The sequence below is a fragment of the Paraburkholderia dioscoreae genome (assembly GCF_902459535.1).
GTDB classification, from domain to species: domain Bacteria; phylum Pseudomonadota; class Gammaproteobacteria; order Burkholderiales; family Burkholderiaceae; genus Paraburkholderia; species Paraburkholderia dioscoreae.
Genome location: NZ_LR699554.1, coordinates 2,784,089 through 2,803,543 on the forward strand (window position 1 = coordinate 2,784,089; position 19,455 = coordinate 2,803,543).

The window sequence follows — 19,455 nt, forward strand, 5'->3', positions numbered from 1 at the left end:
CCTTTCAAGGTAGGCGGGGCGTTGAGTCACCAATGTCGTTCAAGGGAACGCCGACAAGCCGTCCAATATCGGCGTAGGCAAGGTGCGCATCCGTCAATGCCTGCACGTATTGCGACTGGCCCTGGAACAACGTGCGCTGCGCGTCCAGCACATCCAGAAAGCCGAACTTGCCGAGTTCGTAGCCGCGCGACATGGCGTCGAGCGCCTCACGCGCGGCCGGCAACACGTCGGCTTTCAGGCGTCGTGCTTCCAGGCTCGATCTCTCGTAGTTGGCGTATGCCTGCGTTAATTCCAGCTGCAGTCGTGCCGTTTCGCTGTCGAACTCGGCGCTCGCCTTCCCGGCTTTGTGAATCGATTCGAGCAGCGCGCCCTTGTTGGTATCGAACAGCGGAAGCGGAATGGACACGCCGACCACCGCCTGGTTGCCGGGAACCCCGCCCGTCACGACCCGCTTCATGCCGACGCTGAAGGTGACATCGGGAATGCGCCTCGCGCGCTCCACGGAAATGGCGGCGTTGGCCCGAAGCGTCTCGGCCTTCGCCGCGCGCGCAAGCGGCGCGTCGGACAGTTGCGGCAGGAGTTGGGCAAGCGGCCCGACCACCGGCACGCTCTCGATGTCGCCGCTAACGGGGCGTCCCCGCACGAGCGGACTGCCCGTCACGTTCGCGAGCTTCTCCGCGGCAATCGTCAACCGCGCGGCGGCGTTGGCCTGTTCGATCTGAACGCCGGTCGCGGCGACCCGCGCCTTCGTTGCCTCGACCGGCGACACCTTGCCGGCCCGCGCGCGCTTTTCCGCCAGTTCCGCCGACCTCGCCGCGATATCGGCGGACTCCTGGGCGACCCGCAACTGGCGTTGCGCCGCAAGCAATCCGTAAAACGCGGCGATGACGTCCGAGCGCAGCGCGGCCCCGCGCGCGTCGAGCGACGCGAGCGCCACTTCACGCCCATAGGAAGCGACGTCCAGCCGCGCCTGACGCTTGCCGCCGAACTCCACGGTCTGGTTGAGCAGCGCCGTGGAGGTACGCTCGGCGCCGCCGAACCCCTCCTGCAGCAGCGATATCTGCGGATTGGGCCGGGCCCCCGCCTGCATGAACGCCCCGCCCGATGCGTCCACGTCGGCACGCGCGCCGCGCAGCAAAGGGTTGTTCCCGGCGGCAATGCCCAGCGCCTCGTCGAGCGGCAAGGCGGCGCCCTCCTGTGGCAAGGCCTGCGCCGTCGGCGGCACAGGTGGAGGGCTCTGCGCAAGGCGCGCAGCCGTTTGTCCGTACGCCGTGCTCATCGCAGCAAGCGCAAGAACGGCAGCAAGGTTGCGGGTAAGCATGGGTGTGTGAGATGTTGACCAGGTGCAACCGATGCTACGGCGCTGCCGCAGTGCCAACATGGTGGAAATATGAGATTTTTGTCATCTTCGGTGCCGCCCGGACCGCCCGCGCCCTGATAATTACCCCACCCCAAACCCCGCCCAGTCTATGGAACCCCAATGAATCATCCGACAGCACAGCCCACCCCGTCCACCGTTCGCCGTGTCGCGTTTCTCGGTCTCGGCGTGATGGGTTATCCGATGGCCGGCCATCTCGCGAAAGCGGGCCTCGACGTGACCGTGTACAACAGGACCGCGTCGAAAGCGCAGCAATGGGTGTCCGAATACGGCGGCCGCGCCGCCGGCACGCCTCGGGAAGCCGCAGACGGGGCCGATCTGGTACTCGCCTGCGTCGGCAACGACGACGATCTGCGCAGCGTCACGCTCGGCGAGAACGGCGCGTTCGCCGGCATGGCGCCGGATACCGCGTTTGTCGATCACACGACAGCGTCCGCGAACGTGGCGCGCGAACTGGCCGAAGTCGCGAGCCGGAAGGGTCTGCACTTCATCGACGCGCCCGTGTCGGGCGGCCAGTCCGGCGCGCAGAACGGCAAGCTGACGATCATGTGCGGCGGCGAGCCGGCCGTCTTCGAGCAGGCGTCGCCGGTGCTCGCGCACTACGCGGCGGCCGTCACGCTGGTGGGTGCCGTCGGCGCCGGGCAACTGGCGAAGATGGTCAACCAGATCTGTATCGCCGGCATCGTCCAGGGACTCTCCGAGGCGATCAACTTCGGCCAGCTCGCGGGCCTCGACATGCCGCTCGTGCTGCAGGTGATCGGCAAGGGCGCGGCGGCCAGCTGGCAGATGGACAATCGCGGCAAGACCATGATCGACGGCAAGTTCGATTACGGCTTTGCCGTCGACTGGATGCGCAAGGATCTCGGCTTCTGTCTCGACGAAGCAAAGCGCAATGGCGCGTCGCTGCCCATGACGGCCCTCGTCGATCAGTTCTATGCGGACGTGCAGTCGCTCGGCGGCAACCGCTTCGACACCTCGAGCCTGATCTGGCGCCTGCGCGCGCTCAAGCCGGCAAAATGAGTCCGGCGGGCGCATGCGAAAGCAGCGCTCAAAGCCGCGCAATCCGCCCATGACGCCGCGCGACGAAGTGAAACGCCGGGAAAGCTAGCGCCGCAATTCGGAGACGATCTTCTCCGCCAGAAAATCACACGGCGGACGCTTCGAAGCGGTGCTGCGCGCCAGCACCATTTCGAGCGCGGGGATCTCGGGCAATCCCTGCGCACGCCCAAGCAGCGTGAAGTGCGCCGGGACTGCGCAGCGCGCGAGCGGCACAATGGCAAGCCCGGCTTCGGCCATCGACAGCAGCCCGAGCAGACTCGGACTTTCGTACGAGGTCCGATACGGAATCTTCGCGCGTTCGAGACTGCGGATCGCGTTCTCCCGCGCGACGCTGCCCGGCAGAAACACGGCGATCGGCAGCGGCCGCTCGCGCCAGATTTCATCGGCGCTCGGCGCCGCCGCCCATTCCATCGGCTCGAGCCGGATGAACTCGCCCGACAAACCCTTGACTCGCGTCGCGCACACCAGATCGACCGAACCGTCTTTCACCATCGGCGCCAATGCAACGCTCGGCAAACCGACGACCTGAATCTCCACCTTCGGATAGCTGGCGGAAAACTTCTTCAGAATGGGCGGCAATAGCGACGAAGCGTAGTCGTCCGGCACGCCGATACTCACGCGCCCGGTCACGTCCGGCCGAACCACCGCCGCCCACGCCTCGTCGCGCAATGCGAGCATGCGGCGAGCGTAAGTCAGCAGCACTTCGCCGTCCTGCGTCGGGATCACGCTTCTCGGCTTGCGCACGAACAGCGGCTTGCCGAGCGCGGTTTCGAGCGTCTTGATCTGCATGCTCACCGCCGATTGCGAGCGATGCACGACTTCCGCCGCCCGGCTGATGTTGCCAGTGTCGGCAACGGCGACAATCATGGTCATGACGTCCAGGTCGAGCGCTTTCAATGGGGTCTGGTATCAGAAAAGTAGATAGATTCAATCAATATTACGCGATTTTCTAAGGCAGCGACATCGGGCATAGTGGCCGCCAAGGAGCCAGTCAATGAATGCCCGTACCGATTTCTCAGTGCTTGCCGTAGCGGAACTGTCGTTTGCGACCATCGCATCGGGCATCTGCGTGCCGTATGTCGAGTGCGGAGAAGGCGAACCGCTGGTGTTCGTGCACGGCTCGCTTTGCGACTATCGCTACTGGAGCGCGCAGACCGCGGCGCTGTCGCAGCATTTCCGCTGCATCTCGGTGAGCTTGAGCCACTACTGGCCGGCCAACGAGGCTTGCATCCAGGGCGAGTTCGGCTGGCAGACGCATGTCGCCGAACTCGCCGAATTCATCGAGGCGATCGACCTCGGGCCCGTGCATCTGATCGGTCATTCGCGCGGCGGCTGCGTGGCGTTTCATGTCGCGCGCGAATATCCGCGGCTCGTGAAATCGCTGACGCTCGCGGACCCGGGCGGGCCGCTGCAGCTCGAAGGCATGCCGGACGCGTCGCTGCCGGGCGCGACCAATGTGCTGCGCGCACGCGTCGCCGACCTTATCGAGAGCCGGGAAATCGACGCGGGACTGGAGCTGTTCGTCGACTCGGTGAGCGCACCCGGATCGTGGCGCAAAAGTCCGGCGGCCTTCCGCACGATGGCAATCGACAACGCGGACACGCTGCCCAAGCAGTTCCGCGATCCCCTGCCCGCCTATTCCCACGAGGTGGCACGCGGCGTGAAATGCCGGACCTTGCTGATCGACGGGCAGCGCAGTCCCCGCATGTTCCGCAACAACGTCGACAAGCTCGCCGAATGGATCGGCTATGCGGAAAGGCAAACCATCGCCGGCGCGTCGCATGGAATGAACGTCTCGAATGCCGGCGCTTTCAACCGGCTCGTGCACGCGTTCGTCAGCTTCTGATTCCCTTTCCGTATGTTTGCCGACGCCACCCGCGCGTCGGGCAGCGGCTCGCCGCGCGCCTCCTGCCATTCCTGCTGGAAGCGTCGCCGTACGGACTTACCCGAATGCAATTAAGTATCAGTTTGCGGCTCGATTTTCAGTGGCGACATCTTCCCAGCAAGGCTAACTTTCTCCCATAGCCAGGTGCAATGCGTTGTGCGCGAACCGCGCCCCAAAAAATAGACCGGCTCAGGAGGAAGACAGATGCACACCACTCTGGGTACCGCCGCGCATGCGGATGCCCGCTGCGCCAAAATCGTCCCGCCGGATCTGGAACTGGTCGCCGTGCCGCGCGACGAGTCGTTCAAGGTCTGGTCGCACGGTTATCCCTATCGCACGGTGCGCTGGCACTTCCATCCCGAATACGAAATCCAGCTGATTACATCGACCACGGGCAAATACTTCGTCGGCGATTACATCGGCAACTTCGCGCCGGGCAATCTCGTGATGGTGGGATCGAACCTGCCGCACAATTGGGTCAGCAATGTACCGCGCGGCGATCGGGTGGACGAACGCTGTCTGATCCTGCAGTTCGATGTCGAGTTCATCGCGCGCGCCATCCAGGCGCTGCCTGAACTCAAGCGCGTGGAGCCCTTGCTCGACGCTTCCCGCTGGGGTTTGCTGTTCTCGCCCGAAACGGGCGCCGCCGCCGAGCCGATCATGCGCGAGATGCTGGGTGCGCAAGGCATGCGGCGCATCACGCTGTTTCTCGCGTTATTCGATCTGCTCGTGCAAAGCTCAGCGCCCGTCAAGCTGGCGAGCGCCGCTTACCGTGCCGATCCCGCGCGCTATGCCGAGACGCGCATCAATCACGTGCTTTCGTACATTGGCAAAAATCTGTCGCAAGAGCTGCGCGAAACGGAATTGGCCGAACTCGCGGGACAGAGCGTCAGCGCCTTCTCGCGATTCTTCCGCCGCCATACCGGCGTGCCGTTCGTACAGTACGTGAACCGGCTGCGCATCAATCTCGCGTGCCAGTTGCTGATGTCGGACGAGCTGACTATCACCGATATCTGCTACCAGGTCGGATTCAATAACCTGTCCAATTTCAACCGCCAGTTCCTGTTGCTGAAGAACATGCCGCCCTCGCGATGGCGTGCCTTCCAGCAGCTCAATGCGGCGAGCGCAACTGAATCCCCGGACGCCGCCGCGCCCGCCTCGCGGGCGTTCGGCTAGCACTCGGCTCGGCCGGCATCGAGTGATTCATAGCCGCGCTCATGCAACGCAGGCGCATGACCGGCACTTATCCGGACACCACCGGCGAAACAATCCACTTCACGAGAAGGCTCACCCGAAGCCCAAACACGGCAGCAGCTACGCCGGAATTTTTCTAAAAAATGGAGACATGCGATGACCAGACTTTCGAACCAACTCATCGGCGCCAGCGCCCTGAGCCTGAGCTTGCTGGGCGGCACGGCCGCGTTGGCCGCGCCCAGCGGCACGGTCGCTTTCCTGATGCCCGACCAGGCCTCGACGCGCTACGAACAGCATGACTTCCCCGGCTTCAAGACCGAGATGGGCAAACTCTGCCCCGACTGCAAGGTGCTCTACCAGAACGCCAATGCCGACGTCGCGACACAACAGCAGCAGTTCAACTCGGTGATCGCGCAGGGCGCCAAGGTGATCGTCCTCGACCCGGTCGACTCGACGGCCGCGGCCTCGCTGGTCCATATGGCGCAAAGCCAGGGGATCAAGGTCATCGCCTACGACCGGCCGGTGCCTTCGACGCCCGCCAACTACTACGTGTCGTTCGACAACGAAGGCATCGGCAAGGCTATCGCGCAGTCGCTCGTCCAGCATCTGAAGGAGACAGGCGTGCCGACCACCAAAGGCGGCGTGCTCGAAGTCAACGGTTCGCCGACCGACGCGGCCGCCGGCCTGATCAAAAAGGGCATCCACGCCGGCTTGCAGGGCAGCGGCTACAAAACGCTGGCCGAGTACGACACGCCCGAGTGGGCGCCGCCGAAGGCCCAGCAGTGGGTGAGCGGACAGATCACCCGCTTCGGCTCGCAGATCGTCGGCGTGGTGGCCGCCAACGACGGCACGGGCGGCGGCGCCGTCGCGGCGTTCAAGGCAGCCGGCGTCAATCCGGTGCCGCCCGTGACCGGCAACGATGCGACGCTCGCGGGACTGCAGCTGATCATCGCGGGCGACGAATACAACACTATCCTGAAGCCGAGCGAGATCGTCGCGGCGGCGGCGGCGAAGGTGGCGGTCGGCTTCCTGTCCGGCCAGACGCCGAAGGGCGAAACGACGCTCTTCAATACGCCGTCGCAGCTCTTCAAGCCCGCGGTCATCACGGCGAAGAACCTCAAGGCCGAGGTCGTGGACAAGGGCTTCGCGAGCGGCAAGGATCTGTGCACCGACCGCTATGCCGAAGGATGCAAGAAGCTGGGCATCGCGTACTGATCCGCACGCATCCAACGCCAGCTCGCGAAAGAAACGCGAGGCATTCCCCGGACGGACCCGGCGCGAGCCGGGTCGCTCAACTCCTGACTAGGTATCCGTCCCATGACTGACAACGCCACAACCCGGTCCACGCGCGGCGAACTGGTGCTGAGCCTGCGCGGCGTCTCGAAGCACTTCGGAGCGGTCTCGGCCCTGACGGACATCGAGCTCGACGTACATGCCGGCGAAGTGGTCGCCCTGGTGGGCGACAACGGCGCCGGAAAATCGACACTGGTGAAGGTGCTCGCCGGAGTCCACCAGCCCAGCGCCGGCACCATCACCTTCGGCGGCAAGGAGGTCACGCTGCCCGATCCGGGCGCGGCGCTCGATCTGGGCATCGCCACGGTGTTCCAGGATCTCGCCCTATGCGAAAACCTGGACGTCGTCGCCAACATCTATCTCGGCCGCGAACTGAATCCGCTGCGCCTCGACGAGGTCGCGATGGAGGTGAAGGCCTGGACGCTTCTGAACGAACTGTCGGCGCGCATTCCCAGCGTGCGCGACGTGGTCGCCTCGCTGTCGGGCGGGCAGCGCCAGACCGTGGCGATCGCGCGCTCGCTGCTGCTGGATCCGAAGCTGATCATGCTCGACGAACCGACGGCGGCGCTGGGCGTGGCCCAGACCGCCGAGGTGCTGAACCTGATCGAGCGTGTGCGCGACCGTGGTCACGCCGTCATCATGATCAGCCACAACATGGAGGACGTGCGCGCCGTGGCGGACCGGATCGTGGTGCTGCGGCTTGGCCGCAACAACGGCGTGTTCTATCCCGACTCGTCGAATGAAGAACTGGTGGCCGCGATCACCGGCGCGACCGAAAACGCCGTGTCGCGCCGCGCCGGCCGGCGCCAGGCCGAACAGGGCGCGTGGACAAAGGAATGATCATGAGCAAGGAAATGCAAGGCGCTGCGCAGCCTGAACCGCAACGCGAGCCCCAGCCGTCCGCGCTGCTCGATCGCAGCGATATCCGCGTGAAGCACGCCACCGGGATCGGCGGCACCATTGCCGAATTCGTCGAACGGGTGCGTTCGGGCGATCTGGGATCGTTGCCGGTCGTGGCGGGCCTGATCATCATCTGGACCGTGTTCACCAGCCTGAACCCGGTGTTCCTCTCGGCCGACAACCTGGTGAATCTGCTGTTCGACTGCTCGACGGTCGGCGTGATCTCGCTCGGCATCGTCTGTGTGCTGATGGTGGGACAGATCGATCTCTCGGTGGGTTCGATGAGCGGCTTCGCTTCGGCGCTCGTCGGCATGCTGTGGGTCAATCACGGCTGGCCTGTGCTGCTGGCCATCGTCGCGGCGATTGCCGTCGGCGCGCTGGTCGGCGCGGTGTATGCGCTGCTGCTCAACCGGCTCGGCATGCCGAGCTTCGTCGCGACACTGGCCGGGCTGCTCGCGATCCTCGGCATGCAACTGTATGTGCTCGGCGCCACCGGATCGATCAATCTGCCCTACGGCTCGGCGATCGTGAACCTCGGGCAACTCATCATCATCCCCCCCGTGGTTTCGTATCTCCTTGCGCTGGCGCCAGGCGCGGTCATGCTGGCGCTCGGGCTGCGCACGCGCGAGCGGCGCCGCGCGTTCCATCTCTCCGCGCCCTCGGTAGGCAGCCTGCTCGCACGCGCCCTCGCCATCACGGTCCTTCTGGAAGCCGTGGTGGCCTACCTCAACCAGGGACGAGGCGTCCCGCTGATGTTCGGCGTCTTCCTCGGACTCTCGGTCGCAATGGACTATGCGCTCAAGAGAACCCGTTGGGGCCGCTCGATGCACGCGGTCGGCGGCAATCACGAGGCCGCGCGGCGGGCGGGCATCAAGGTCGGCGCGATCTATACCAGTGCGTTCGTGCTGTGCGCCAGTCTGGCCGCGCTCGGCGGCGTGCTGACCGCGGCGCGGCTCGCCTCGGCCAGCCAGCAGGCCGGCAGTGGCGACGTGAACCTGAACGCCATCGCGGCGGCGGTGATCGGCGGCACGAGCCTGTTCGGCGGACGCGGCAGCGCGTATTCGGCGGTGCTGGGCATCATCGTGATCCAGTCGATCGCCAGCGGGCTGACGCTACTGAACCTGTCGTCGTCCCTGCGCTTCATGATCACCGGCGCGGTGCTGGCGATCGCGGTGATCGTCGACTCGCTCGCCCGGCAGTCGCGCGTCTCGCACGGCCGCGCGTAATTACAGCACTCCAGGAGAACAGTGAATGACTGAATCCATCAAGGGAAAGGTTGCCGCCATCACGGGCGCGGCATCGGGCATCGGCCTCGAATGCGCGCGCACACTGATCGCGGAAGGCGCGAAGGTCGTGCTGATCGACCGTGCAAAGGACAAGCTCGAGCAACTCTGCGCGGAACTGGGACCGAACGCGCTGCCGCTGGTGGTGGATCTGCTGCAGCCGCAGGAGGTTGCCGCGCTGCTGCCGCCAATCCTCGCACTCGCCGGCGGCCTCGACATCTTCCATGCGAATGCCGGCGCGTACGTCGGCGGCGACGTGCTGGACGGCAATCCGGACGAGTGGGATCGCGTGCTGAACCTGAACGTGAATGCCGCGTTCCGATCGGTCCACGCCGTGCTGCCGCACATGGTCGCGCAGAAATCGGGCGACATTATCTTTACCAGCTCCATCGCCGGAATCGTGCCGGTGGTGTGGGAGCCGATCTATACGGCGTCCAAGTTCGCGGTGCAGGCCTTCGTCCACACGACGCGGCGCCAACTCGCCAAACACGGCGTGCGAGTCGGCGCGGTCGCTCCCGGTCCCGTGGTGACGGCCCTGCTCGACGACTGGCCGAAAGCGAAGATGGATGAAGCACTCGCGTCGGGCAGCCTGATGCAGCCCAGCGAGGTCGCCGATGCAGTGCTCTTCATGCTGACGCGGCCGCGCAACGTGACTATTCGCGATCTCGTTATCCTTCCCAACAACGTCGATCTGTGAAACGCTCGACGTGCGCGGGTCCGGTGCGGCCCGCAGTCGATGCGCAGCACCATCCCTAACCAGACAGCGAACAGGCAGCAAGCTATGACTTCAGAACACCCGACCTCCGGCGCGGCAGACAGCGCGCGCGACGAGCGCTATGTGATCGGCGTGGACGTTGGCACCGGCAGCGCCCGGGCCGGCCTATTCGATCTTGCCGGCCGCATGGTGGCGTCGGCAAAGCGCGACATCACGCTGTTCCATGCGAGCGGTTCCATCGTCGAGCAGTCGAGCGGCGAAATCTGGAAGGCTGTCTGCGATTCCGTGAAAGACGCCCTGTCGCAGGCCGCGGTCTCGCCCGATCAGGTCGCCGGCATCGGCTTCGACGCCACCTGTTCGCTCGTCGTGCTGGGCGCGGGCGGCCAGCCGTTGCCGGTGGGTCCGTCGGAGCAGGCGGAGCGCGACATTATCGTCTGGATGGATCACCGCGCCGTGGCGCAGGCGGAGCGCATCAACGCGACGGGTCACGAGGTGCTGAACTATGTCGGCGGCAGGATCTCGCCGGAAATGGAGACGCCGAAGCTGCTATGGCTTCTCGAGAACAGGCCGGCCGTCTTCGCGGCGGCATGGCAGTTCTTCGATCTGCCCGACTTCCTGACCTGGCGCGCAACCGGCGACCTGTCCCGATCGACCTGCACGGTCACCTGCAAGTGGACCTATCTCGCGCACGAGCGGCGCTGGGACGAGAGCTACTTTCGCAGCGTCGGCCTTGGCGTGCTGGCCGACGAAGCCTTCGCGCGCATAGGCCAAACGGTCGTCGATCCGGGTACGCCGCTCGGAAGTGGGCTGACCGCGGACGCCGCCGCGCAGCTCGGCCTGCGCACCGGCACGCCGGTCGCCACCGGCGTGATCGACGCCCATGCCGGCGGCATCGGCACGGTCGGCGCGGATGGCGATCCCGAGGCCTGCCTCGCCTACGTGTTCGGCACCTCGTCGTGCACGATGACCACGACGCGCAGTCCGGTCTTCGTGCCCGGGGTGTGGGGACCGTACTTTTCGGCGATGGTGCCGGATGCATGGCTCAACGAGGGTGGTCAATCGGTAGCGGGCGCGGCGATCGAACGGCTGCTCGCGATGCATCCCGCGGCCGCCGAGGCAAGGCGCCGCGCGGAACACGAAGGCCAGTCGTTGCCGGCAATGCTCGCCGCCCTCGCCGTGCAGGCGGCAGACAGTCTGTCGCAAGCGGCAGTGCTCGCCGACGGTCTGCATGTGGTCCCGGAGTTTCTGGGCAACCGTGCTCCGCTGGCCGACCCGCACGCCCGAGCCGTGATTGCGGGTCTCGGCATGGAAGACGACCTGGACAGTCTGGTCGCGCTCTACATTGCCGGCATTTGCAGCATCGGCTACGGGCTTCGCCAGATCATCGAGGCGCAGGCGAACGCCGGTGCGCCGATCGCGCGGGTGGTGATCAGCGGCGGCGCGGGACGGCTCGATCTCGTTCGGCAACTGCTCGCGGATGCGACGGGCAAGCCCGTGCTCGCCACCCAGGCGGAAGAGCCCGTGCTGCTGGGTGCCGCGATGCTGGGAGGCGTAGCGGGCGGCCAGTTCGGCGACGTGCGCTCGGCAATGGCCAGAATGTCGCAGATCAGCAAGACCTATAAGCCGGGCTCCGGCGAGATCGCGGGACTACACGAGGCACGGTATCGCGCCTTCCTGAAGTTGCAAAGCGTGGCCAGAGAAATCCGCTAGTCCTACCCACGGCGAGGACGGCGGCGCGTTGGGCGAGATGCCTTTACAATCCGCACTTCGATCCGACAACCGTGATACGCGCCATGAAATACCTTCTTGCATCGACACTCGCGGTAGTCATCGCAGCCGCGAGCGTAACGGCGAACGCCGACACATCCGTGGGCGGCGATACGCCCAAACAGGAATGCGCCATTGGGTATGTCACCGGTATTGGTGGTGCGGCACAGAGTTTTCGCGAGTACCTTGCCACGCCGGACAGAGACAAATTTCGCTACCTCGCGGACAACCCGATCCAGTGCAAGGTCTCCGACGAGGGCCGCGCGTCGGGCTGTACCGGCATCACGAGCCTTCGGCATGAAGAGGTCAGCGTGTACGACGACATCGACAGCACGACGATGGCCGTGGTCGCGCGTGTCGAACTCGACCGGGGAACATACCCCGTGATTATCGTCGTGCAAAAGCGCGACGTGCAGTGCAAGGAGCAGTAGTCACGCGCTCGCCGCGCTGACCGGTAGCGATTCTTTTTGCCGGGCCGTTCGGCCTGTCAGTGTCAGTAAGGCGCCCCCTCGAATTTGTCGGCGAGAAAGTCGATGAACGACCGGACCTTGGACGATACCGTTTTCTTCCGCGGATAAACCGCCCAGATCGATGCCTCTTCGCGCGACGAACGGATCTCCCAGTCCGGCAGGATGTTCGTGAGACGGCCGTCGCCGAGCGGCTCGTACGCCAGCCAGTTGGGCAGCAACGCGATCCCTCTTCCGGCCAGCGCGACTGCAAGCAGCGCGTCGGTATCGTCGAGGGTGAGGCGGCCATTCACCGTCGCCTTCTGCCACTCCGCCGCCGTATCGTTGCGGGGCCTGACGTACCAGACATTTCCCACTGTTCGCGAGAACATCAGGCAGGCGTGATCCTTCAGCGCGCCGGGCGTGACCGGTACGCCGCATGCCTTGGCATACGCAGGCGCCGCGCACGCCACCTCGCGGTGCGGCGCAAGTCGCCGGGCCATCAGCGAAGAATCCTGCAACGCGCCTATGCGAATGCCGAGATCGATCTGTGACTCGATGAGATTGAGAATGTCGTCGGTGAAGATGGCCTCCACGTCGATATCGCGATACCGGTCCATGAATTCGCCGATGTGCGGTACAACGTGTTTCCGGCCGAACGAGACAGGCAGCGTGACACGCAAGACGCCCGAAGGGCTCTGATTGAGCGACGACGTCGCATCTCTCGCATCCTTCAACTGAGTCAGCACTTCCGAAACGCGGGCGTAGAAAACCTTGCCGCCTTCCGTGAGCGAGAGGCCGCGCGTCGACCGGTTAAAAAGCGCGATGCGCAGATCGGCCTCGAGTTCATTCAAGTGTCGCGACGCGGTCGACGTCTTGATGGACAGCTCCTGGGCTGCACGAGTGAGACTACCCAGTTCGGCTGCACGCACGAACGTCCGGACTGCTGCGAAGTAATCCATGTCGGAATCCAAGGTGGGCTGCGCCTGGGCGCGTCGGCCGGCGCTCGCTGTCAATGCCGGGTAGCTTACGATATCAGTTGCAATACCGGCAGCGTGCGTGATTCGAATGCGCATGCCGGAGAAGATGGCCGACAAGCAGCGCCTAGCCAATCCCGTCTGATCGGACAGCATGCACAACGTGCCGTGTCCTTTGCATTCGATTCACTCAAACGATGAGCCCGTCACGCATTGAAAGTGCGGAACGGGCTCGCTGAACAACAGCAGGGAGAGACTTCTCTATTGCTAGACGACAACTTGCCTATTTGGCAAAGCGAATGTCCAGCGCCCGCAGATAGGTTTGCAAACCTGCGTCCTGAATCGGAATCAGGCGGGCGTCTTTGTCCGATTCATTGAAGTGGGCGTGCCAGTATCCCGGCGGCGTCACGAACGCAAGGCCCGGCGCCCAATCAACCCGCGTTGCGTCCGCAATATTGCCTTGCTCGTCCAGCTCCGTGCCGACGAGGCTATAGCATCCCTGCGGACAGTCGACAATGAAGTCCAGCGCAATCGATTGATGACGGTGCGGCTTCTGAACCGATTTACCGGGAAGCAAACCGAACATGGCCCACAGCACATGCGTCACCGTGCGGGTCTGCGGAAAATTGGCGTTGCCCAGCAGAACGGAAATGCGGCTGCGAAGAGCGGCATGGGTATCTCTCGCGACTTTTTGCAGTTCGGCCTCTGCACGTTCCGCGGGGTACAAGGTCGGGTCAAAGCGCGGAGAAACCGAATCGACGCCAAGGTAAGTCAACAATGGCGCATCGTTGACGTAGTACAACGCGACGTCTTCGAGCGCCGAGATCGTGGACTCGATACCGCCGGGCAACGAGAAGAACGCGCCTTGCGTAAATGGAATAGTGTGGCCGCCCTGCACCGCCGATCCCGTCCCGCGAATCACATAGAAAATCTGCGAGGTGGCCAGCGGGTCCAGTTCGATCCGCTCTCCCTTCAGAACCCGCACGAAGTTCGCGATCAATCCCGGTCCGGTTGCCGGCGTGTCGCAGCCCAGCTCCGCTGAAAGATCCAGCGCGACCACGCGAGTCGGACCGTCGGCGTACAACTCGGCGGGGAACGTCTTGAAAGGAACGCGTGGAATCAGCTTCGCGCCAATCGGGTTGGCGGCCTTGGTGTATTCGAAGTATTGCGCGCTTTCGGTGACATCCGTGTCATCTGCCAGAAGTGCTGCGTCAGTGCGATCAAGCATGTTGTTTCTCCTGAAATCAAAGGTTTGCCAGCTCCGCTGTGTTTGCAGCGAAGTCGTGAAGTGAATTTACGTTCTGGCAAAACGCGCCGGTAGTACCGTCGGCGCAAATGAGTTTTCAGGTTTGGGGGCAAGGCAACCGGCCGCAGTTGTGGTTCCGTGACGAGGCGAGATTCGCTTGCAGGGATGCGCGCAAGTCACTGCGGGCTCAATGACCATGCTTTTTTAGCGCTCGCCGTGCGAACCATCTTCGCCAAGAGCCTTTAGCCGCCGGTACAGCGTGCGCTCGCTCATGCCGAGTTGTGCGGCGAGCTCCTTGCGCCGCCCCGCAAAATCCGCGGCCACATGAGCCAGTTCGGCGTCCGTGAGTTTCATGCGACCGAAATGGTGCAGCGGCGCAGCCGCTGGACTCGCCGACGACGCCCCGCCCCTGACCATATCCGGCAGATGTTCCGGGCGGATCACACCGTCGTCCGCCAGCAGGCTCGCGCGTTCGAGCACGTTGCGTAGCTCGCGGATGTTGCCCGGCCAGCTATAGGCGCACAGCCGGGCGAGCGCATCCGGCGCGACCGAGGTCTTGCGCAACGCCGCGCTGCGCCCGGAGGCGATGCGCTGCAGGGTCGAGTCCACCAGTAGCGGAATGTCGTCGGCACGGTCGCGCAGCGCCGGCAGGCGGATCGGGAACGCGCTGATCCGGAAATACAGGTCCGAGCGGAACTGTCCGGTCGCCAGCATCTGCTCGAGTGGCTTGTGAGTCGCGGCGACGAGCCGGAAGTCCGCGCGCTGCGTCTCGACGCTGCCGACGCGGCGGAACGCGCCCGTCTCGATGAGACGCAGCAGCTTGACCTGCATCGACAACGGCACGTCGCCTATTTCGTCGAGAAACAGCGTCCCGCCCTGCGCCGTTTCGACGAGTCCGGGCTTGCGGGTCGAGGCGCCCGTGAACGAGCCTTTCTCGTAGCCGAACAGTTCGCTCTCGAACAGCGTCTCCGTGATGCCGGAGCAATCGACCACGACGAACGGCCGTTGTGCCCGATCGCTTGCCTCGTGCAGCGCATGGGCGAACAGTTCCTTGCCGGTGCCGGACTCGCCGAGCAGCAGCACGGGCAACATCGACGGCGCGACGCGCTGCAATGCCGAGATCGCCTCGTTGAATGCGGGTGCGCGTCCGACCAGCCCGTCCACGCTTGGCCGCGCGGAGGCGCCTCGCACGGTGGAGAGCCGCTCGACATACGCGACGATCTCGAACCGGGTGTCGAAGATCGGCCGCAATTCCACGTCCACGTGTTCGGGGCCGCGCGGCGTGTGATGGATGTGCAGCACGCGATCCGCGCTGCGGGTATCGGACGCGCGCTTCATCGGACAATGCTCGCCGGCCTGATCGCACGGAACCTCGTAGTGGTGCGATACCTGATAGCAGCGGCGCCCCACGTGCGGCTGCCCCGCCACGCCGAACTGCCGCTGGTATGCGGTGTTGGCCGCAAGAATGCGGTAGTGCGGATCAAGCACGATCGATGGCTGCGGGTCGTATTCCAGATAGGACACGAGCGCGGCAATCTCGGGCGCGCCGGGCAGCGCAGGCGTCGAATCAGGCGCGGCGGTTGGAGGGGATGCGGACTCGGGCAGGGTCATGTCGCGGACCGGTCATATGTGTCGGAGAACAGGCACTATACGCGCCGACTGCCATTTCTGCCACGACTGCCATATGACAGTTCGTGGCAGTCGCACGTCGCACGTCCTTATATGCCCAAGCCGTTTCATAGCCCGCGTGCAAAGCATAAAAATCGATGTAGATCATGGATCTACAATCGCGGCGCGACGCGATGACCCGACTGGCACGGAACTTGACTCATGTCGCTCCCGAACGCTGCTGGACGTCCGTCCGGCAAAGAGGAACGACTGCAATGACCGCCAGCACATTTATCGTCGAAGGGTTCTTCGATCCGGCCACGTGGACCATCAGCTATCTGCTGCTGGATCCGCACACACGGCAATGCGCGCTGATCGACAGCGTGCTCGATTACGACCCGAAATCAGGGCGGACGCGAACCGCGTCGGCCGACCGGCTCGCCGCACGCGTCGAAGCGCTGGGCGCGAGCGTGCAATGGTTGCTGGAGACGCACGTGCACGCGGACCATCTGTCCGCCGCGCCGTATCTCAAGGAGCGGCTAGGCGGGCGAATCGCAATCGGCGAGCAGGTGACACGCGTCCAGCAGGTGTTCGGCACGCTCTTCAACGCCGGTTGTGGATTCGCCACCGACGGCTCGCAGTTCGATCATCTGTTCGCCGACGGCGAAACCTTCAGCCTGGGCCAACTGCAAGTGCGTGTGATGCACACGCCCGGCCACACGCCCGCGTGCGTGACCTACGTCGTGAGCGACGGCGACGATCACGCGGCGTTCGTCGGCGACACGCTCTTCATGCCCGACTACGGTACGGCCCGCTGCGATTTTCCGGGTGGCGACGCAGCCACGCTGTACCGCTCGATCAACCGCGTTCTCAGTCTGCCCCCCCAGACCCGCCTTTACATGTGCCACGACTATCAGCCGGGCGGCCGTCCGGTGCAATACGAGAGCTCCGTGGCGGACGAACGCGAGCACAACATTCACGTACGCGCAGGGACGCCCGAGCAGGCCTTTGTGGAAATGCGCAAGGCCCGCGATGCGACGCTCGACATGCCGGTCCTGATCCTGCCCTCCGTGCAGGTGAACATGCGCGCCGGCCATCTGCCCGAGCCCGAAAGCAACGGCGTTTCGTACATCAAGATTCCGGTGAATGCGCTTTAACGCAAGCGTTGACCATCGGCAGACCAGTTAGGAGAGGCAATGGAAATCAACAAGCTGACGGACGCGCTGAGCGTATCCCCGCAGATTCGGGTCGCCGACCTGCCCGCGTTGCGCGCGGCGGGCTTTCGCACCGTGATATGCAACCGTCCGGACGGCGAAGGCCCGGATCAGCCGACCTTCGCCGAAATCGCCGAGGCCGCGCGCGACGAAGGTATCGAGGCACGCTATCTGCCGGTCAAGTCGGGGATGGTGAGCGACAGCGACGCAGCGCTGTTCGGCGAACATCTGCGAAGTCTGCCGGGACCGGTGCTCGCGTATTGCCGCAGCGGCATGCGCTCGGCGACGCTGTGGGCACTCTCCTGCTCCTCCGGCAAGGCGTTCACCGAGATCGTCGGCGCCGGCAAAGCGGCCGGCTACGATCTGACCGGACTCGCCGGACGGATCGCGTCGCCCCTCGTGGTCTCACAGGAGCGGCACGATATCGTGATCGTGGGAGCCGGCGCCGCGGGTATCGCGACGGCGTCGAGCCTGCTCGCCCGCGCGCCCGGTCTGGATATCGCCGTGATCGACCCCGCCGAGACGCACTACTACCAGCCGGGCTGGACGATGGTCGGCGCGGGCGTGTTCCGGCCCGAGACGACGGCGCGCTCCATGCACGATGTGCTGCCGGGCAAGGTCCACTGGATCAAGGCCGCCGTGGCGGCGTTCGAGCCGGAAAACAACGCGGTGGTGCTTGAGGGCTGCCGCGTCGTCAGGTATAGCCAGCTGATCGTCTGCGCGGGACTCAAGCTCAACTGGAACGCGATCGAAGGATTGCCGCAGACACTCGGCCGCAATGGCGTGACCTCGAACTACCGCTACGACCTCGCCCCGTACACGTGGCGTCTGGTGCAGGAGCTGAAGGGCGGCCGCGCGCTCTTCACGCAGCCGCCGATGCCGATCAAATGCGCCGGGGCGCCGCAAAAGGCAATGTACCTGTCCTCCGATCACTGGCAGCGCAGCGGGCGGCTCGACGGCATCGACGTCGAGTTCTACAACGCGGGCGCGGTGCTGTTCGGCGTGGCCGACTACGTGCCGGCACTGATGAAGTACGTGGAGAGCTACGGCATCAAGCTGAATTTCGGATTCAACCTGAGCGCGATCGACGGCCGCGCGAAGCGCGCGACCTTCACGCGCACGGTTGCGGGCGGCCCTGCCGAAAGCTTCGAGACCGAATTCGACATGATTCACGTCGTGCCGCCTCAGACGGCGCCGGACTTTATCAGCGCCAGTCCGCTTGCCGACGCGGCGGGCTGGGTCGACGTGGACCAGATGACCCTGCGGCACAAGCGCTTTGACAACGTCTACGGGCTCGGCGACGTGACGAACACTCCGAACGCCAAAACAGCCGCCGCCGCCCGCAAGCAGGCGCCCGTCGTCGCGCACAACGTGCTCGTGGCGCTCGGCGGCATGTCGGGCGCTGCAACGTACGACGGATACGGTTCGTGCCCGCTCACGGTCGAGCGCGGCAAGATCGTGCTCGCCGAGTTTCTCTACGGCGGCAAGGTCGCACCGACGTTCCCCGCCTGGCTGATCGACGGCAAGCGTCCGTCGAGGCTCGCCTGGCTGCTGAAGGAGCGCATCCTGCCCCCGCTCTATTGGCGCGGCATGCTCAAAGGCAAGGAATGGCTGGCACATCCCCGGCTTGCCGAATGAACGGCGGATTGTCGTCAACCCTTCAAGGCTATCGATGCTGATCTCACTTCTTCTCGGCGCCATCGTGGGCGCGTTGCTCGGTCTGACGGGCGCCGGCGGCGGCATTCTGGCGGTGCCGGCGCTGGTGTTCGGAATGGGCTGGCCGATCCAGCAGGCGACGCCGGTCGCGCTCGTCGCCGTATCGAGCAGCGCGGCGGTCGGCGCGCTCGAAGCGTTCCGCAAGCGCCTTGTCCGTTATCGTGCCGCGCTGTTCATGGCGGCCGCCGGCATTCCGGCGACAGCGCTCGGTGCCCGCCTCGCACGCGCGTTGCCGCAGCGTTTGCTGCTTGCGCTCTTTGCCGGCGTGATGCTGTTCGTCGCGGTTCGGCTGCTGCGTCAGACGCTGCGGACCGGCGCGGCACCGCCGCCCGAATCGGCGCTGTGCGTGGCGCGTCTCAACCCAGCGACCGGCCGGCTCGCCTGGTCGTGGGCGACGGGCGCGGCGCTCGCGGCGACAGGCGCCGTGACCGGCCTGATGACCGGCCTGCTCGGCGTCGGCGGAGGATTCATCATCGTGCCGATGATGCGCAAGCTCACCAACGTGCCCATGCACGGCGTCGTGGCCACCTCGCTGATGGTGATCACGCTGGTGGGCGGCGGCGGTGTGATCGCCACGATGTATCACGGCGCGTCGCTGCCGCTGGAGGTGGTGCTGTGGTTCAGCCTCGCCACTGCCGCCGGAATGCTGGGAGGACGCCTCGCGTCACACCGTCTCCCGGGACACCAGGTTCAGCTCGGGTTCGCGACGATCCTGATATGCGTTGCGCTGGGGCTGATGGCGAAGGCCGCGATCGCCTGACTCCACGCCGGCGC

At 65.1% G+C, this 19,455-nt stretch carries 17 protein-coding genes; 12 read left to right on the forward strand and 5 right to left on the reverse strand.

Annotated elements, in window-relative coordinates:
* Positions 1-4: 4 nt before the first annotated feature.
* Positions 5-1,321, reverse strand: coding sequence for a TolC family protein (locus PDMSB3_RS32620; RefSeq protein ID WP_007178025.1), 1,317 nt, complete (start codon positions 1,319-1,321; stop codon positions 5-7).
* Positions 1,322-1,480: 159 nt separating this feature from the next.
* Between PDMSB3_RS32620 and PDMSB3_RS32625 the strand changes: the two genes are divergently transcribed.
* Positions 1,481-2,398, forward strand: a complete 918-nt coding sequence (locus tag PDMSB3_RS32625; RefSeq protein ID WP_007178026.1) for an NAD(P)-dependent oxidoreductase — start codon at positions 1,481-1,483, stop codon at positions 2,396-2,398.
* An 84-nt stretch (positions 2,399-2,482) separates the two neighbouring features.
* On the opposite strand, the gene PDMSB3_RS32630 is transcribed toward PDMSB3_RS32625, so the two are convergent.
* Positions 2,483-3,304, reverse strand: a complete 822-nt coding sequence (locus PDMSB3_RS32630) for a LysR substrate-binding domain-containing protein (protein ID WP_007178027.1) — start codon at positions 3,302-3,304, stop codon at positions 2,483-2,485.
* A gap of 127 nt (positions 3,305-3,431) precedes the next feature.
* Here PDMSB3_RS32630 and PDMSB3_RS32635 point away from each other — a divergent pair, with 127 nt between their 5' ends.
* The 8 genes from PDMSB3_RS32635 to PDMSB3_RS32670 all read left to right on the forward strand — a co-directional run bounded on the left by PDMSB3_RS32635 (position 3,432) and on the right by PDMSB3_RS32670 (position 11,905).
* On the forward strand, positions 3,432-4,283 hold the full coding sequence (locus PDMSB3_RS32635) for an alpha/beta fold hydrolase (protein WP_007178028.1): 852 nt from the start codon (positions 3,432-3,434) through the stop codon (positions 4,281-4,283).
* 243 nt (positions 4,284-4,526) lie between these two features.
* The gene (locus tag PDMSB3_RS32640) at positions 4,527-5,498 is read left to right on the forward strand and encodes an AraC family transcriptional regulator (RefSeq protein WP_007178029.1); all 972 of its coding nucleotides are present in this window, start codon (positions 4,527-4,529) and stop codon (positions 5,496-5,498) included.
* Between the two features lie 174 nt (positions 5,499-5,672).
* A complete protein-coding gene (locus tag PDMSB3_RS32645) occupies positions 5,673-6,731 on the forward strand; it encodes an ABC transporter substrate-binding protein (protein ID WP_007178030.1) in 1,059 nt (352 codons plus the stop codon).
* Between the two features lie 102 nt (positions 6,732-6,833).
* A complete protein-coding gene (locus PDMSB3_RS32650) occupies positions 6,834-7,649 on the forward strand; it encodes an ATP-binding cassette domain-containing protein (RefSeq protein WP_007178031.1) in 816 nt (271 codons plus the stop codon).
* A 2-nt stretch (positions 7,650-7,651) separates the two neighbouring features.
* A complete protein-coding gene (locus PDMSB3_RS32655) occupies positions 7,652-8,935 on the forward strand; it encodes a sugar ABC transporter permease (protein WP_007178032.1) in 1,284 nt (427 codons plus the stop codon).
* A 25-nt stretch (positions 8,936-8,960) separates the two neighbouring features.
* Positions 8,961-9,689: an SDR family oxidoreductase gene (locus PDMSB3_RS32660; protein WP_007178033.1), complete on the forward strand. Its 729-nt coding sequence runs from the start codon at positions 8,961-8,963 to the stop codon at positions 9,687-9,689.
* A gap of 84 nt (positions 9,690-9,773) precedes the next feature.
* Complete coding sequence (locus PDMSB3_RS32665; RefSeq protein WP_007178034.1) at positions 9,774-11,417, forward strand: FGGY-family carbohydrate kinase; 1,644 nt, start codon at positions 9,774-9,776, stop codon at positions 11,415-11,417.
* Between the two features lie 83 nt (positions 11,418-11,500).
* Entirely contained in the window at positions 11,501-11,905 is a 405-nt protein-coding gene (locus PDMSB3_RS32670) for a hypothetical protein (protein WP_007178035.1), read from the forward strand.
* 62 nt (positions 11,906-11,967) lie between these two features.
* Here the strand turns inward: PDMSB3_RS32670 and PDMSB3_RS32675 are convergent, their stop codons facing one another.
* From PDMSB3_RS32675 to PDMSB3_RS32685, 3 genes are all read right to left on the reverse strand, one after another.
* Positions 11,968-12,882, reverse strand: coding sequence for a LysR family transcriptional regulator (locus PDMSB3_RS32675; protein WP_035517353.1), 915 nt, complete (start codon positions 12,880-12,882; stop codon positions 11,968-11,970).
* Between the two features lie 298 nt (positions 12,883-13,180).
* Positions 13,181-14,125 carry a cupin domain-containing protein gene (locus PDMSB3_RS32680; RefSeq protein ID WP_007178037.1) on the reverse strand — a complete coding sequence of 315 codons (945 nt, stop codon included), beginning with the start codon at positions 14,123-14,125 and terminating at the stop codon, positions 13,181-13,183.
* A 222-nt stretch (positions 14,126-14,347) separates the two neighbouring features.
* Positions 14,348-15,754 carry a sigma-54 interaction domain-containing protein gene (locus PDMSB3_RS32685; RefSeq protein WP_007178038.1) on the reverse strand — a complete coding sequence of 469 codons (1,407 nt, stop codon included), beginning with the start codon at positions 15,752-15,754 and terminating at the stop codon, positions 14,348-14,350.
* A gap of 272 nt (positions 15,755-16,026) precedes the next feature.
* Here PDMSB3_RS32685 and PDMSB3_RS32690 point away from each other — a divergent pair, with 272 nt between their 5' ends.
* Genes PDMSB3_RS32690 through PDMSB3_RS32700 form a run of 3 tightly spaced genes read left to right on the forward strand, consistent with a single transcriptional unit; the run spans position 16,027 to position 19,441 of the window.
* Entirely contained in the window at positions 16,027-16,908 is an 882-nt protein-coding gene (locus PDMSB3_RS32690) for an MBL fold metallo-hydrolase (RefSeq protein ID WP_007178039.1), read from the forward strand.
* 39 nt (positions 16,909-16,947) lie between these two features.
* Positions 16,948-18,603 (forward strand): bifunctional protein tyrosine phosphatase family protein/NAD(P)/FAD-dependent oxidoreductase, encoded by a 1,656-nt coding sequence (locus PDMSB3_RS32695; protein ID WP_165189105.1) that lies wholly within the window; start codon positions 16,948-16,950, stop codon positions 18,601-18,603.
* 34 nt (positions 18,604-18,637) lie between these two features.
* Positions 18,638-19,441: a sulfite exporter TauE/SafE family protein gene (locus tag PDMSB3_RS32700; RefSeq protein ID WP_007178041.1), complete on the forward strand. Its 804-nt coding sequence runs from the start codon at positions 18,638-18,640 to the stop codon at positions 19,439-19,441.
* Positions 19,442-19,455 lie beyond the last annotated feature (14 nt).